Origin of the sequence: Sulfuracidifex tepidarius, assembly GCF_008326425.1 — an archaeon.
Lineage (GTDB): Archaea > Thermoproteota > Thermoprotei_A > Sulfolobales > Sulfolobaceae > Sulfuracidifex > Sulfuracidifex tepidarius.
In genome coordinates this window covers 21,435-36,218 of the sequence record NZ_AP018929.1, presented here as the reverse complement: position 1 = coordinate 36,218, position 14,784 = coordinate 21,435, and the positions used below count along the sequence as shown (strand labels likewise).

14 protein-coding genes are annotated in these 14,784 nt (G+C 39.4%); 4 read left to right on the top strand and 10 right to left on the bottom strand.

Going from position 1 to position 14,784, the window contains the following annotated elements:
• The first annotated feature begins 113 nt into the window (after nt 1-113).
• Nucleotides 114-461 (top strand): hypothetical protein, encoded by a 348-nt coding sequence (locus IC007_RS00170; protein WP_054845343.1) that lies wholly within the window; start codon nt 114-116, stop codon nt 459-461.
• 66 nt (nt 462-527) lie between these two features.
• Here IC007_RS00170 and IC007_RS00165 read toward each other — a convergent pair whose 3' ends face one another.
• Nucleotides 528-3,863, bottom strand: a complete 3,336-nt coding sequence (locus IC007_RS00165; RefSeq protein ID WP_149528172.1) for a S53 family peptidase — start codon at nt 3,861-3,863, stop codon at nt 528-530.
• A gap of 485 nt (nt 3,864-4,348) precedes the next feature.
• Between IC007_RS00165 and IC007_RS00160 the strand changes: the two genes are divergently transcribed.
• Nucleotides 4,349-6,706: a M1 family metallopeptidase gene (locus IC007_RS00160; RefSeq protein WP_054845340.1), complete on the top strand. Its 2,358-nt coding sequence runs from the start codon at nt 4,349-4,351 to the stop codon at nt 6,704-6,706.
• 36 nt (nt 6,707-6,742) lie between these two features.
• Nucleotides 6,743-7,105, top strand: a complete 363-nt coding sequence (locus IC007_RS00155) for a hypothetical protein (protein WP_054845339.1) — start codon at nt 6,743-6,745, stop codon at nt 7,103-7,105.
• Here the strand turns inward: IC007_RS00155 and IC007_RS00150 are convergent.
• Both IC007_RS00150 and IC007_RS00145 read right to left on the bottom strand, forming a co-directional pair.
• The gene (locus tag IC007_RS00150; protein ID WP_054845338.1) at nt 7,073-7,765 is read right to left on the bottom strand and encodes a phospholipase D-like domain-containing protein; all 693 of its coding nucleotides are present in this window, start codon (nt 7,763-7,765) and stop codon (nt 7,073-7,075) included. The two genes, IC007_RS00155 and IC007_RS00150, sit on opposite strands and share 33 nt — an antisense overlap.
• Before the next feature lie 249 nt (nt 7,766-8,014).
• Entirely contained in the window at nt 8,015-9,070 is a 1,056-nt protein-coding gene (locus IC007_RS00145) for a TIGR04084 family radical SAM/SPASM domain-containing protein (protein WP_054845470.1), read from the bottom strand.
• A gap of 70 nt (nt 9,071-9,140) precedes the next feature.
• Between IC007_RS00145 and IC007_RS00140 the strand changes: the two genes are divergently transcribed.
• Nucleotides 9,141-9,560, top strand: a complete 420-nt coding sequence (locus IC007_RS00140) for a hypothetical protein (RefSeq protein ID WP_054845337.1) — start codon at nt 9,141-9,143, stop codon at nt 9,558-9,560.
• On the opposite strand, the gene IC007_RS00135 is transcribed toward IC007_RS00140, so the two are convergent.
• From IC007_RS00135 to IC007_RS00105, 7 genes are all read right to left on the bottom strand, one after another.
• Nucleotides 9,534-10,106 carry a hypothetical protein gene (locus IC007_RS00135; protein ID WP_149528171.1) on the bottom strand — a complete coding sequence of 191 codons (573 nt, stop codon included), beginning with the start codon at nt 10,104-10,106 and terminating at the stop codon, nt 9,534-9,536. The two genes, IC007_RS00140 and IC007_RS00135, sit on opposite strands and share 27 nt — an antisense overlap.
• Nucleotides 10,107-10,111: 5 nt before the next feature.
• Entirely contained in the window at nt 10,112-10,498 is a 387-nt protein-coding gene (locus IC007_RS00130; RefSeq protein ID WP_054845335.1) for a cupin domain-containing protein, read from the bottom strand.
• Between the two features lie 216 nt (nt 10,499-10,714).
• Nucleotides 10,715-11,770, bottom strand: a complete 1,056-nt coding sequence (locus tag IC007_RS00125) for a glycosyltransferase family 2 protein (protein ID WP_149528170.1) — start codon at nt 11,768-11,770, stop codon at nt 10,715-10,717.
• Nucleotides 11,771-11,789: 19 nt separating this feature from the next.
• Complete coding sequence (locus tag IC007_RS00120; protein WP_054845334.1) at nt 11,790-12,509, bottom strand: hypothetical protein; 720 nt, start codon at nt 12,507-12,509, stop codon at nt 11,790-11,792.
• A gap of 262 nt (nt 12,510-12,771) precedes the next feature.
• Nucleotides 12,772-13,278, bottom strand: coding sequence for a hypothetical protein (locus IC007_RS00115; protein ID WP_149528169.1), 507 nt, complete (start codon nt 13,276-13,278; stop codon nt 12,772-12,774).
• A gap of 149 nt (nt 13,279-13,427) precedes the next feature.
• Entirely contained in the window at nt 13,428-14,063 is a 636-nt protein-coding gene (locus tag IC007_RS00110) for a thiaminase II/PqqC family protein (RefSeq protein ID WP_054845332.1), read from the bottom strand.
• Nucleotides 14,060-14,782: an SDR family NAD(P)-dependent oxidoreductase gene (locus tag IC007_RS00105; RefSeq protein WP_054845331.1), complete on the bottom strand. Its 723-nt coding sequence runs from the start codon at nt 14,780-14,782 to the stop codon at nt 14,060-14,062. The genes IC007_RS00110 and IC007_RS00105 overlap by 4 nt, the downstream gene beginning before the upstream one ends.
• Nucleotides 14,783-14,784 lie beyond the last annotated feature (2 nt).

Here is a 14,784-nt window from a genome sequence, read left to right as displayed (position 1 = left end):
TTCTCCTCATAAATCTTTGTTCTTTATCAATTCTACTGTATTAATTTGAAATCTTGAGATGATTTAGCCTTGAACCCCCTTCTTTATAAGCTTGGGATTGAGAGAAGTTAATCGTGACTCAGAAAACTAGAAAGCTAACACAGAAGAAGAGAGTTAACGAGAGCATAACCGCATTTAAGAAGGAACTGAAGGCAATAACTTTTGAACCTTTCTACGGAAATGGAATAAAGGACATAATAGCGAAGCTAACTGTAAAGCTAGAGGAAATTGCATCTCAATATGGTTACGAAATTGAATTTCCGGAGAGAGCTAGAACAGAGATAGAAGGCGATATATACTACTTTGAATACGACATAAAGGTTAAGACCAAGATCTCTATAAAGAAAATTACAATACAAGTACAGTTCATGAACGTAACTTATGATCAGGGATGGATGGGTATAATAACATCGATAAAATAAGGAGAAGAGAAAAGTGTGTGTATATATATATGCTCACTTTTTAAAAAAAGATACCTTAAAAACAATTTATGAGAACTTCTTCTTCGTAAGTATAGCTATAGCACCTATAATCATCACAGCAATTACTAGAAGCGAAATTATAGGTATAATGTAAATATTAGTACTAGAAGTACTACTTTGTGAAGTGGAAACCCCTGTGGGCATAGTTGTATTAGTATAAGCTTGATGCGAAGTGTAGTTTTCTTCCTGATTTGATGTGTAGTTTTCCTGTAATTTGGACGGTGCATTAGCATGAGATGAAGAGAGACGTATTGGATTTATGCTTGAAAGACCTACTAAATGCACGTTCCCAAGCTTATCGTTAAGGTGGGTGACGTTAGTGTTAACTAGGGTCACAGTGCCGTTTATAACAGTAAGGTTATTTACAATACTGTCGACTATTGTGGCGTTATGGTTCTTTATAACCGCATTTGAAATATAGGAATAAGCTGTGAAGTTGCCTTTAAACTCCTTTATATGAATATATGGCAATACATATATCTTTGAACTAACGGAAATTGGAAGGACCTCTAGCTCACTCACGTTCAAAGTTGATGGAGAAAAGGTTGGAAAACCGTTAAACGACGTGCCCTCTAAGTAGACGTTCCAATATCCTGCACTCCCAAACTGTGAGCTCTGGAATGCATCAACAGGGACTGTAAAGTTGCCTATCCACTCGCCCTTGTCGTAGTGCAGAGGAACCACAATTTGGTCTTGGTAAACCTGAGTTAGAAGGAATTGGGGTACTAATATCGCGTCGAAAGTCCCGAATTTGACTGGTGTACCATTAAAGTAAGTTATGTTCGCCTCTATCGTAGCAGTATCGTTCTCAAATAACACGTTGGAAGGTTCAACTTTCACGTTCTGCACTAAACTCTGTGGAGCCACATAAATTTGTGTGAAACCTACACCGCTAGCTGTAAAGTTACTGGAGAAACAAGTGGCTTTCGCTTCAACTGTGTAGTAACCAGGGGGAATATCTGGCATTTGTACTTGAGCTATGTAGTAATCTCCTCCATCATAAGTGATCATGTTCACTGGAGTGGAATACATGACCTTATCGTTGTTTATGAACGAAACTGTAATATTAGGTGAACCAAGAGACTCTTGAGCTACTTCAATTGTGACGTTCTGGCCGGGAGAAACAACTAAAGGTTCTGTAGCAACCGGTGGGAAAACGGCTGGAACAACGTAAATTCCCTCTACGAACTCGTCCATTCCGAAGACATTAGGTATCATAGCTTCATAGATCCCGCCTATCTTACTGTAACTACTTAGATTGTAATACCCAAGGTAAAGAGTACTGTTAAGCTGAAATGTTTCACCAAATATTGTAATATTTAGTATAGGAGATATTGAAGCACCCACTTGAGCTACTTGAATTGATGAACTATTCTCAGGATAGTACTTCATGATGTCTAGGTTAATACTGTTAAACGGAGTGACAACCGACCCATTGGCATTAGTAAGCTCTACTATTACTGGTATGTTTTCTGGCTCTGGATATATGGCGACTTCAGGAGATATGAAAACTGCTTGGTAACCTACAGTGATATAGGAGAACCCTGTCACACTGCCTGAGTTCACTGTTATCTCATAAACTCCTGATCCGGTAGCGTCAAAGTGACCTATCCAGTAAGTACCGTTGAAATGTAGATTAAAATGGCTAATTACTGAGGTCCCATTGTAGACTTCCCCTACCATTGCTGATGTCTGGAAGTTAGACTTGGCAATCACTGTGACTTGCTCTCCGTCGCTGAAGGTTGTGTTATACGTAGAAACCATGATCTCTTTCCCATGAAGGACTGATGGCAAAGCAGTAAATAGATTCCCAGCGTTTATATACCCTAGACCATCTATGTTGAAGTTACTCGCATCAAGAGGTGTGTTGTAACCGAAGTCTACTTTCCCAAACACGTCAGTGTTCTTTAATTGATAGAGTAGAGGATTAATGTAACCTAACTTTCCGTACTCTTCCGTCATGAGATCTATTATCCCTGCAGTTAAGGGAGTAGCTACAGACGTCCCGCCTACCATCTCGCTGATGTTGTAGTAGTATAAAACTGGAACTCCAGTATATGGGTTTGCTAATGCTGCTACATCGGGAACCTTCAGAAATCCGCTACCTTGATACGGAGGAGAAGGAAATATAGAGCTAACCCCTGCTGTGGTAGCACCGAATAAGCTCTCCCCACTCCATGCAGTCTGTAACGTGTTATTCCCAGATACGTAAAGCGTGGTTCCGCCTACAGAAAGAACGTAAGGAATTGAGGCCGGAAAGAGCAAATTCCCTTGTGAAGATAAGTAGAAATTGTAGCCAGTTCCTCCTGCATCACCAGAGGCTGCAAGGAACGTTATTCCTTCTACTTCTCCGAGCCAATATTCATACTCCATGCTTTGTATGTAACTCAATGGAATCATACCGAGCAAGACATAGATCTCTGGTATTCCGAAGCTCTCCGACAATACATTCACTTGATCGTCTTGGACTATCTTAGCCAGTATGGCAGGGAGAGAAAGGTTAGGATTTGCGACATAAAGGTAGATTCCAGCCTTAGGTGCAATTAAATGAGAGTATTCAACGTCCAAAGAGATCTCCAATGCCCAGCCACTGCTCACTCCTGACTCTGGATTATAGGGACCTATGGGAACTACATTAAACACAGGAGGGTTGGAAATGTTGTATTTAGAATCGAAAGCTTTAAGCTGGGACTGTATGTAGGGGTCACCATAGAAATCCAATATTCCAATTGATGTCCCTTCCCCATTTATTCCAATAGAATGAAGATATGTTACGTTATAGGCTTCGTACAATTGATAAGGCTTTATCTCGTTGTAAGCTAAAAGCTGGGTTGTATTATACACGGTAATTGGTTTAGAAAGTAGTGAAGCAGTAACGTTAGTTCCTGTGACTATTGCGTTCTGAAAGGGCGAGTCTCCGAGGAACTGATAGTACGATACGCCATGGAAATTAGACTCGTAGACCTTTCCATGGAGTGCTTTCTCTATTAAAGAAGCTTTGGCAGAGAACGTAATTACGTTTAAAGTTTGATTGGCACTTATACCGTAAGTTCTAAGGTAATTTATTGCAGAACTTATCTCTTCCTGAGGAACGAAAAGCTTCGACACCACGCTTTCATTTAACACAGTATGGTTTTCAAGCAAGATCTGTAACAAGTCCAAATTCTTAGGTTGAAACACGATAGACATTGTAATGTACGAGTTTGGTGATATTCGACTACCATGGTTAGATACCTCCATCTGCGGGCTCTGGACTTGAACAGAGAAGGAAGAGGCTAATAGCCCGGCTTCTGAGAATGTTAAGAAAAGCAGTGTTATAGCAACCATTTTAAATAACGACATATGCTAAATTGATTATCTATGGTTTAAAGGCTATTCATAATACACTCTAATAGATTAGAGTGGCACGATATTTTTAGATCTAAATTAAACTTACTAGTTGTCAAGCTTGGCTGATAACATACCTGACTTCCTCCCCGCCCTAAAGGGCGAGGCTTTCAATCTTTGGTAAAATTTGTATTTTTTAATGTTTTTAAATTTCCTAGATATACCCTGATAGAAGTATTGTCTAAGAGGTGCAAAACCAAATTAGGAATCTGTTAATAATAAGGCCTATGACATTCTAGCGAAGAGAAGGAAAATCTCGATGTAAATATATTGCACGATTTTTGAACCTATTTATAGAATAACTATTTTCTTCGTACTGAAAGTGTACTTATTAGAAAATACTTCCACCTAACCTTCTCATTAGCCTAGAAATCTAACCTAAGGTTGTTTCTACTGATATGTTTCTTTAGATTTATTAGTTGTTCTCATGAAGTCATTTCATGCAAGTAAAAAGGTATGATATAGACCTCGATTTCGATTTTAAAAATCTAAAATATGACGGGTACGAAAAGATTTCGTTGGAAGGAAAAGGGAACGTAGAGCTGGATGCTGTAGACTTCAACTTGCATCAAGTTAAAGTCAACGGAGAAACCACTGAATTTGAATATGATGGAAAAACAATTAAAATTAATGCAACAAGAGAGGAAAATATCATAGAGATTTGGTTCTCAAAGAAAGTTGATGACAAGCAACTTACAGGGATTTACAAAGCTAAATACGATCAGGATAAATACGTTATCTCTACACAGTTTGAGGCTACTCATGCAAGGGATTTCATACCTTGCATTGATAAGCCGTCCTACAAGTCGATTTTCAGAATTCAAGTGAAGGTTGACCAAGGATTGAAGGTACTCTCCAACATGGATGCTGAAATTTCCAAGTCAGGAGAGAAAGTTCTGTATTCCTTCAAGGAAACTCCGAAGATGTCCACTTATCTCCTCTACCTAGGCATAGGAGATTTCGAGGAAGTAGAGGACAACTCCTCCTCCCCTAAAATCATCGTTGCTACTACTCCAGGGAAATCGGCCAAGGGTAGGTTTGCAATCGAGGTAGCTAGGAAAACAATATCCTTTTACGAGAATTACTTCGGGATAAAATATCAACTGCCTAAAGAGCACCTAATAGCTGTACCAGAGTTTGCTTTCGGTGCAATGGAGAACTGGGGTGCGATAACTTTCAGGGAAAACGCGCTTTTAGCTGATGAAAGCTCTAGCACACAACAGAAAATAAGAGTGTCTGAAGTAGTGGCCCATGAGCTTGCACACCAATGGTTCGGCGACCTAGTGACAATGAAGTGGTGGGACGATCTGTGGCTGAACGAGAGCTTCGCGACGTTCATGAGTCATAAAGCGGTGAACGAGACCTTCCCTGAGTGGAGGATGTGGGAAAGCTTCTTAATAGGTGAGACTTCTCCTGCCATGCTTAAGGACGCCCTAAACACAACACATTCGATAGAGGCTCATGTAGAAAACGAAGCTGAGATAGAGCAAATGTTTGATGATATAAGCTACGGTAAAGGCGCAAGCGTGCTTAGAATGATAGAGGCTTACTTAGCTCCAGAGAATTTCAGAAAAGGCATTTCCTCATATTTGAAGAAGTTCCAGTTCTCCAATGCAAGCGGACAAGATCTCTGGAATTCCCTCTCAGAAGCTTCTGGAGAGAAACTTGACCAGATCATGGATAGCTGGATTAAGAAACCTGGTTATCCTCTCTTGACGGTACAAATAATAAAGGGAACAAGAGGTTACAGATTAGCTGTCAGACAGGACAGATTCCTACTCAATGGAAAAGACGATTTAACCTACATTGTACCTTTGACTTTCAGGCTAAATGGAAGGAAAGAGACGTCGCTGCTGGAGGAGAGAACATACGAAAGAGAGCTAGAATCGTATCCTAATGAGTTGCTTGTCAACATAGATAGAACGGGTTTCTATAGAGTTGTTTACGAGGATTTGAATCTAGCAATCAAAAGCGTAAGGACTCCCCTAGAAGCTTGGGAACTACTTAACGATTACTTCTATCTCCTGATCAGCGGGAAAATAGGTCTTGAAACTTACGAAAAGGTACTGAAAGCTTTTGCAAGCTATAGGTCTCCCTTGGTATCGAACGAAATAGCAGAGGAGATGAAGACTCTATTCGCTGTTAACCCATCTAAATACGGAGACATAGTAAGGGAAGTCCTTCAAACGTCCTTGAAACTATGGGTGAGACCTAAAGAAAGACTTGAGAAGATGGCGTTCTCCAATGTTGCTTCTACCCTAGCCATGGCAGATGAGGGGTTTGCGCTCGGTCTGTCGAGGCTCATGGATAACTACGACTACCTAGATGGAGACTTGAGGCAACCAGTAGCCATCTCATTTGCAGTGTCAGAGGAGGACAACGCTTTTGAAGTCCTCTTAAACAAGTTCAGAAAGGCTAACTTAGACGAGGAGAAACTTAGGCTGCTTAATGCAATGTTGAGCTTTAGAAAAGGATATCTAGTCACGTTAACCTTAGGTCTGTTTTCCACGGGCGAAATAAAGAAGCAGGATATAGTGAGAATTCTTCCTCGCGCTTCATCAAATCCCTTTGCAAGGGAGGCAGTTTGGTCATGGTTGAAATTGAATATAGAAAGAATCAGAGAGATATATAGTGGAACAGGGATATTCGGTAGAGTCTTATCAGATACTATACCTCTCCTGGGAATAGGTATGGAAGAGGAGATCTCAAATTACTTCAAGGCTAAACAAATCAAAGAGGGTGAAAGAGGAATAAAGATAGGGCTTGAGATTCTTTCCTCTCTATCGAGGTTGTCTTAACACATTTTTTAAAAATAAGGAAATATCACTTTTCTCATGGATAAATATTTCTTAGCACTTCTTGGGGAGGCAGGCGCAACAGGACTGGCTAAAGGATTCAGCTTCAGGTACAAGGTTTTCTTACACGCCTATGAAGAAGAGAAGAGTCATTGGAATTACTTCAAAAATTTCAGGAGATCTGTCCTTGAGTCCCCTGTGTTCTACACTTTTCTAATAATTGGCATATTATCGTCTATTTTAGGACAAAGTGCTGTTAAATTTATTAACAGAAAGGCCGAGGAAGGTGCTATTGACTTCTATAAGAAGAATTTCGAATCTAATTCGGTAGAAATAATGCAAATACTTGAACAAGAATTTGGACATCTTTCATTGAGCTATGGAGATCTGCGAGATCAATGAAATAACTTCCTCGTAATTTACCTTGTAGAAGAAGTGATATTGATCCTCTTTAGACCTCGTTAAGGGCATGGAAGTAAGATAACATTCGGAATCCGAACATACTACGGAGAAACCTATCTCTCTTGATTCGTCTATTCTCAAATGTTTCGCTATCTCTTCCCTTATACTTTTAGATTGTTCATGGAAACTATTCAGACTCTCTTTACTTATGTTATATTGATTGCTTACGTCCTTGAGCTTTTTAATTCTAATAAAATAGAAAGAAAATAAAAAAACTGCAGTAGAAATCACAAATAACGAGACAGAGATGATATAACCGACTCTCAGAAAGGCAATAGAAGAAATGGCGTAAAGAATCACTGCAATAATATATGGAAGTCTTGAAAATAAACTCATGTTATGTTCTAATTCCTGTAGATTCTGTTCTATCTTCTTCTCATCTGCGACCCTATAACTCGCTCTAGAATTCTCAAGCCATTTAGACCACACCCTGTCAGAGGTTATTAACCTCACGTTAACCCCACTGGCAGATCTAGAAAGAAGGGATTCGGCCAGTTCTTGGTCTAGTTTAGGTGTGACAACGATAATCTCTGTCGATGCCTTATTTATTGATGAAGATAATCCGTCATATATCTTGCTGGAAGACTCAACGCTTACCATTACAATAGTTAATATTATGCTATCTCAATTAAACGTTTGCTTTGGCTCAAAGATAGGTAGAAACAAATAAAAGAAGAAAATGAAATTACTCTAGTATTCTTTATAATATCTAAGAATAAAAAGAAGGTAAAGATGTTCTAAAGCAAGTATGTCTTTTCGGCCGTTTAGAAGGACTAAAGAAGTCCAAAGATTAAGAAAAATTTCAGCCTCAAGGGCCAGGTTGAACTTTCCATAGAAATAGAGTAAGTGTTAAGGAATTACCTCTGTTGAGTCCTGAACTGGATCGTAAATAAGGCTAGATTTACTGATTACCCCCTCGTCTATTAGCTTCTCTATTTCAGGTAACTTAGAGATCACCATCCTGAGATATTTCTTAGTGACTGAGTCGACGAGCTGGAACCCCTCTTCTCCCCAATATTTCTCATTAGAAGCATAAAGACATCTGCCACCGCAATACTTCTTTACATCACAAGTCTTACAGTAGTCTGGAAGAGGGTCCTCAAGAAGCCTGAATTCGTTCACAGTACCTAATTCAGCCCACTTCTCCCTGACTGCAATCGGACAGGATAGCACTCTGCCCTCTGGAGTCACAGTTATTGATGAATATCCAGCTCCGCAAGGAGATCCCCTATATCCTCCAGTGAAATGAGCGCTGATTACTCCTAGGAAAGGTATTATCTTTATGAGTATGCCCTGGCTAAGATTCTGCATGAAGATATCCATCAATTTCTCCAGTCCAGGTAGATAGGACTTTTCTGCCCAGTTCTCGAAATCCCATCTCTCAGACCATATCACGTTAAGTTGCCAGTGTATCTTGTCAAAAACTCCTAATTCCACCAAATGTTTAACTTCCTCGTATATGTCAGAGTCCATAGTAACTGCCATCCTAGCTATGGTTTCTACTCCTAAAGACTTCAAGTACGAAGCGTTTTCAACTACCCTCTTATATATACCTTTACCCCTATGCTTATCTGTAATTTGTTCACGTCCGTCTATGGAAAGAAGCGCTACGTTCATTCTCTTCCAGTACGATTCAGGGAGCATCCTCACCGCGGTTCCGTTAGTCTGAACGCCCCACCTAGTGGCGTTCAGGCTGTCCATGGTCTTCATTATAAATTTGGGATTCATTAAAGGTTCTCCTCCATAGAAGATTACTGTGGGAGATCTGTCTCTAGTCTCTATCGTTGATTTGAGCTTTGAAATATCGTATTTTACAGACCAAGATACCACATCCCGTGGAAAGGATCCTCCGCAATAATCACAAACTAAGTTACATTTACCAGTAGTCATCAGAAGCCATAACATCAAAGAAGGGAAGACATACTTTCTTAAAAAGATATGCTTATAATAGAGGTAAACGTACAAATAAATTGGATTGAAGCTAATATCAGCTAAACTAATAACGATAATAGGTATAATTCTAATGCTAGGTACAATTATGATAAGTGACTTTACGTTAAGTTCAAATACGTTTTATCAAAACGTGACTATATCGCCTCACTCGACCTACTATGGAACAGTAGGTAAGAGTACACTTATTGATATAAAGTATAGCAAACCACTTAACGTAACTTACTATGGAGGTCCGGTCTTTGATGTGAGGACTGAAAAGATAGCTTCAGCTACAGCCTTCGTTATAACAAATAACTACTCTTACACTCAGGAAGTCCAAGCAGAGGAGATAGTAGTACCAGCTTATATGCAATATGAGTATATATCTATGACCGTCGGTATCTTTCTATTTATAATCGGGCTTTTCTTCTCCGCATTAAAGAAGCTGAAGAAAGTTCAGTGAAGTCTTCAGTGCTATATCTTCTTGTTCTTCCTTTATCTTGTAGTAAAGTTTAAGAGCTATCGCTAACTTGGATAAATACTCGCTCAGCTTACTGTTAGTGAAGGGCCTCTCTATCTTAATTGAGACCAGAATAAGACCGTCTTTCTCCTTGAATGATATGCCCTTCTGAGAAAGAACGTCGTTTACAAGAGACAAGCCCACTAGTTCCTCAAGGTCTAGCTCGGGTGAAGTGCTCAGCTCATCACTTTGTATGTGAATTGTAATAGAGTCCTTGAATCTACCAGGCTTCATTAACGTCTCTCTGAATCTATCTAAGTTCTCGATCTTCTGTGACAACGAAATTATCAGATCACTGTCCTCTGGAAGTATAGGATAGAGAATGATAGCGTAATTCCCAAACTCCTTCATCATATACCCGTTCTTAGTTTTAGTCCAATCCCCATCACTTTCAACTTGATATCTCGTGATGCTTTCATGAAAGGCATATGGGTTGAAATATATCTCAAGGGTAATCCTATCTGTTGTAGAAAAGAAATCTTTCAACATCAACATCAGTCCTCAGGGCATTTGTCAAGAGCTTTGATTTTCATGTCGTCTTCATATGAGATAACACACAAGAAAACTACCTCTTCGTTTCCGATGTTCTTGAGCTCATGAGGGACAAACTTATTGATGAAAACATAAGAGTCCTTCTCCATTTGTAATTTTTGGTTACCCACAGATACTTCCAGTTTTCCTTGCAGAAGATATACAGTTTCTACGTACTTATGATTATGACAAGTTATTACGCCCCCAGGTTTCATAGTAAACCTCCTCAGCGCATAGCTTTCTGAGCCTTGAGCCTTGGTCACGAGCCACTGAATGAATGTGTCTTTAGTGTCACCTATCTTTACCTCTTCTCTTTGCACTGAATCCACTGTAGCTTTAAAGAATTCCATGCGTTATAATCACTTCAACGTAACTTAAAAAGGTTCAGAGTATATCAACGCCCATTTCATTGCTCAAACGGGTGGAACTTCATCATTCATGATATTATTATGGATGCATCATAATAAGATCAAGTTCTTAAACAGCGTAGCTAGAGACTGTCGTTCTCAAGAACATTTGAGGATTAATTGATTAATTAAAAGCTTGTTAGAGTATCATGTATGTTTTTAGCTTCTGTTGCTCACCACATATTTCTTTCCTCTCCATGTAACTTCGCTTCTGTTCCAATTATATACCAGTAAAAACAATGCATAAGGTATTGCAAGGATAGTCATGATTGATGGGACTATTGCGAGCCTACCGTATCTTTTGCCTCTAATCAAGTTCTTAATCACCCACATAATGTAGGGTGTAAAATTAAACGGAATGAGAGGAGACGAAACCAGGAAAATCAAAAACAAGGTGCCAGCGAACAAATATGCTTTGGCTCCCTTAGGAGAGTACTTTCTTATCGTAATTAGTTGCCTTGAAGACCACCTAATTAAATCGTTTTCGTTAAAGACGTTAAGTGGCATCGCACTCATGAGAAACCCTATTTTACCTTTGTTCCTCTTGATTATCCTAGTTAACGTGCAATCGTCACACCACTCCTCCGATAACTCCTTTATAACGTCGGGTCTGGACACGAATTCCTTTCTGAATGCCATTGAACCTCCCCAAAGGAATCTGTTCTTTTCAGAGAACTGAGATTCAAAACCTAGGGTCCAGAACCCTGATCTAACCAAATTTTTTAACGTTAGCTTGGTAGGAGAAGGCCAAGGGTAAGTCGTGGTTGCATCGAATTCCTTTAATCCTCCGACCATTTCCTTCAGCCATCCTCTGTCATATCTAGTATCAGAGTCACCGAAGACTATAACGTCTCCATCGCTTGACTTGAGACCTGAGAGCTGGGCTCTTATCTTCCCACTACACATTTCACATTGAAAGTCGGAGAAAACGACTTTCACACCCATTCCACTTAGCCTCTCGGCTAAAGCCTTCTGGTCAGTATCTACAACATAAATGACCTCATAATCTGGATAGTCTTGCTCCAAGAGAGACTTAACGTTTGACGCTAAGCACTCATCTGAACCCCTTATCGGTATTATAACTGATGCTTTCGGATTGTCCCCACTGTAATGGACGGAAAGCCTTCTCTCGGATAAAATCTGTAAAGCAATGAGTACATCTGAAATAAAAGCTAAAGAAACTAGAAGAATATAAAGAGCATAAAGGGAATCCAAATTTTACAACCTTGTTACTTTACACCTTGTTTATAACTCCAACTTGCCTCATAATATCAATGAAGTCCGTAGCATATTTCTCGTAAATCCTCGATAGATCGTCGAAATAGTCACTCTTCAACAGCTCAAGTAAATAGTCCTTAGCTTCCCTGAAGTCATTTGCATCTGCTATCCCTTCTTTTATCAGATCTGAAGCCATGAGCCATGAGTTAAACCTTAAATGCATGTCGGAGGACTTAAGGAGAACCAAGAGATTTCTCGCATATGGTTTCAGCGAACACTTGGAAACTACACCGTCGTGAACAAGGTTTTTGGCTAGGTTCCATGCATCAATTTGATCTGCCCCTGTGGATTCAAGGAACTTGAGAAAGACGTCTATTTTCTCAGACACATCCTCGGGCGATAAAATCTTCTTTGATACAAGCTCCTCTGCTACCCACCAACTGTCTAATTCCGGTTTCAGTACAAGCTCCTTAATCCTTTCTTTAAGGTTAGAATCTACTTTAATTAAATTCAATGCAATAAACTTATCTAGCAATTTGAAGGCATGGAGTGCAACAACTACGTCTTGATTGTATAATAATTCCTGAAAATTATTAATTAGTGATAATATTTCTTCTCTTTTAAATATACCCTCTGATATTAAGTAATCTATCTTATTCCATCCGTCTAATCTGTCGTAAAGATTACTACTACTCAAGAGCTTTACATAGAACTCCTTTGAGTTCCCGCTAGTCATGACAGATATATCTTCATGATAGTTTAAATTATTCACCTTATGACATGATTAAGTCCTAGCATACTGTCTTGGATGAAGATATCTTTTTTAATTCATTTGATTTTAATAATTCTCGCTTTATATAACTAAATTCTTAGGCTCATCTCCTGCATCATAAACTCATTAGTTTGAATCTTTTGTATTTAGCCATCTTATCTGAGAAGCATCTTAAAGTTCTTCCTTATGGCTGAAGATTCAAATTCAACAGTAATAGAGAGTACGTTTATTCATTTAACCATTTCTTAAGCGAGTCAACGATTTCCTTATATTCCTCGATCAGGGTGTTTATATTATCTATTTTTTCCTCAAATTCTAATTTATTCTCTATGAAATTTTCGCAATCCTCGGATACCATAAAAGAGGGTTTTGATGAATCGAAATACACTTTCGCCTTAATACAGCCGTTATTTCCTAGAACAACCTCAGCGAAGTTCTTGCTCTCGAAGGTAGCAGAGTCCTTGGAAAATTCCTTTCCGTAAGAGACCTTTATCTTATTAATGTCAAAACTGAGGTACTTAGCTGGATCTACGTCACAACTCTCAAGAAACTCGTCTATCACTTTTCCTATTAGTTTAACTGGAACTCCATAATAATTGTTGATAGAGGAAATCCCTTCCTTCAGGTCCGTCGATGCCTCCTTTAGAATTCTCCTTAACTCTTCTTTCCCATCGTCTCCTTTCATCACCTTTAAATTGTGCATATCAAATAGCCGGGTTCCATCGAATGTCATTCTCACCCCATTGGAGAATATAAAGACTGAAAGTTTATTTTTCTCTTTTTTTATCTCAATTATGAATCTACCAGAGTTACAATTAAATAGAAGAGAATCTCCATCGCAGAATAACGTAAAACTCGTTTCATTAACCCATGACAATTTAGTCACCTAAAGAGAAGCTCGCTCTGCCTCAGTGAAGATTCCCAGAAAAGGATTTCAAGCCTTACACTGTTTTCGAAAAATGACTCTAGATACTCCGTCATTGTTATAGAGTTGAGTTCCTTCAATATAGCATCGCTTCTCTCACGATATTCGTCAGACGCATAAAATGAAGCCCATTCTCTGTATAACTCGTCTTCGCTGTCCTTAACTATCTTACCTACCTCATGGTAACCTACCATGCATGGCGTCCAAGCAAAGATGAAGGAATCCCAACTCTTGGAGCTCAGAAGTAAATGTCTAGTATAGGCAAAATTTACTAGAGAATATCTAGTCCTCTTTATCTCGTTCTCTTCTATGCCTAGCTTAGCCAAGAGATTGTTGTGTACCTCTCTGCCTTTATCCTTTGAAATGAGTACACGGGTTAGGAAAGACGATACCTTGTCGTCCATGGCATTGGCTGCGGCTGCTGTTAAGGCCTTAAGCATTTCTGCTACATATTTAGAGTCTTGAATCAGATAATATCTGAAACTATCTCGCGGAAGGGATCCTTCCTTCATTCTCAGTACGAACTCGTGTTGTATATAGGATTTCCATAGCTCTCCATACTTTGCCTTAAGGTAACTGAAATTATCATTCATTTCAAGAACGCACCTCCATCCACTGGTATGACGACTCCATTAACCCATTCCATTCTATCGCTTAAAAGGATCGAGATTACACTGGCGAAGTCCTCAGGAGGCGCTTTCCATTCTCCCAGTTTCCTCAGTTTCCTCCACTCTCTTTCAGGCTCGAATTTACCGTCTATGACACTAGGCGCTATACCTACAACTCTTATTCCTTTCTCTAGGAGGAAAGAAGCCAAAATCTGAACAGATTTAGCCACTGCAGCTTTCGCCACCCCATAAGAGAGTTGATTCGAAAGACCCTTGTCTATACCTCTCATTGAAGATATCATCACTATAGTTGAACCTGAATGAAGGTAGTTGAGGCTCTTAGATATCACTCTGAGCTGAAGCTTGACTTGGGAATCTATCATTGCATCCAATCCCTTAGGATCTGCTATGTCATCCTCAATATATCCTCCTATAGCAACTACTAGATCGTCAAGACCTCCGAGCTTCTCTTTAGCGAAATTGAATAGTCTGTCTACGTTTTCTAGATTTTCCATCGAGGCGTCAAAGCTCTCTATCGTACCGTATTTTCGAAGACTAGACTCGATCTTATCGAGCTTCTCTTTGTTCCTAGCGTTTATCAGAACCTTCGCTCCGTCTTTAAGTAAGAAGTAGGCTAACGCATATCCTAGCCCTTCGCTCACCCCTATTATTCCCACCTTCCTGCCAGAAAGAAGCTGATCCATGG

Excerpts from the sequence above, each read along its gene's own strand:
- IC007_RS00165 (WP_149528172.1), bottom strand. The coding sequence starts at position 3,863 with ATGTCGTTATTTAAAATGGTTGCTATAACACTGCTTTTCTTAACATTC.
- IC007_RS00160 (WP_054845340.1), top strand. The coding sequence starts at position 4,349 with ATGCAAGTAAAAAGGTATGATATAGACCTCGATTTCGATTTTAAAAAT.
- IC007_RS00155 (WP_054845339.1), top strand. The coding sequence starts at position 6,743 with ATGGATAAATATTTCTTAGCACTTCTTGGGGAGGCAGGCGCAACAGGA.
- IC007_RS00150 (WP_054845338.1), bottom strand. The coding sequence starts at position 7,765 with ATGGTAAGCGTTGAGTCTTCCAGCAAGATATATGACGGATTATCTTCA.
- IC007_RS00145 (WP_054845470.1), bottom strand. The coding sequence starts at position 9,070 with ATGTTATGGCTTCTGATGACTACTGGTAAATGTAACTTAGTTTGTGAT.
- IC007_RS00135 (WP_149528171.1), bottom strand. The coding sequence starts at position 10,106 with ATGTTGAAAGATTTCTTTTCTACAACAGATAGGATTACCCTTGAGATA.
- IC007_RS00130 (WP_054845335.1), bottom strand. The coding sequence starts at position 10,498 with ATGGAATTCTTTAAAGCTACAGTGGATTCAGTGCAAAGAGAAGAGGTA.
- IC007_RS00120 (WP_054845334.1), bottom strand. The coding sequence starts at position 12,509 with ATGACTAGCGGGAACTCAAAGGAGTTCTATGTAAAGCTCTTGAGTAGT.
- IC007_RS00115 (WP_149528169.1), bottom strand. The coding sequence starts at position 13,278 with ATGACATTCGATGGAACCCGGCTATTTGATATGCACAATTTAAAGGTG.
- IC007_RS00110 (WP_054845332.1), bottom strand. The coding sequence starts at position 14,063 with ATGAATGATAATTTCAGTTACCTTAAGGCAAAGTATGGAGAGCTATGG.
- IC007_RS00105 (WP_054845331.1), bottom strand. The coding sequence starts at position 14,782 with ATGGATCAGCTTCTTTCTGGCAGGAAGGTGGGAATAATAGGGGTGAGC.